The following is a 432-nucleotide window of genomic DNA, read 5'->3' on the forward strand; positions in this document are numbered from 1 at the left end:
AAGACAATGATATAAATAACAGCTAAAAGATAATAAGCAAAAAGAATTTTACCCAGCATTTATCACTGCCTCCTCCTCTTGGAGAACAACTAATATTCCTTTGCTCTGGAATCGTCGAATCACAAATGTTGCATCTTCTTTTGTCGCATTTGAAAGAAGAATAAATAATTGATCACTTTCATCATATCCTAAATGATCATTCATTCTTAGAAGCGAACCAATATTCTGTAAATTTTCAGCTGAGTGATCAATTGTCAAAACCTCTAGTTGTACAAAAGGAATCTGTAATTCTTGAAAAGCCTTTTGCTTATTTTCTAGAATTCGTTGAAAATAATAAGGTCTTAATACATTTGTACCTTCGATAAATCGCTCACTATTAATTTCATTCACATATTCATAAGCTCTGCCGACTGAAGAAGTGATAAGTCGACT

Annotated in this window: 1 protein-coding gene; it reads right to left on the bottom strand. The window is 32.2% G+C overall.

What is annotated here, in order from left to right:
• Window positions 1-48: 48 nt before the first annotated feature.
• Window positions 49-432 (bottom strand): hypothetical protein (locus tag FS935_RS23545; protein WP_205124314.1); only part of this gene is annotated, 384 nt, incomplete at its 5' end.

This window comes from Metabacillus litoralis, assembly GCF_007994985.1.
GTDB lineage: Bacteria > Bacillota > Bacilli > Bacillales > Bacillaceae > Metabacillus > Metabacillus litoralis.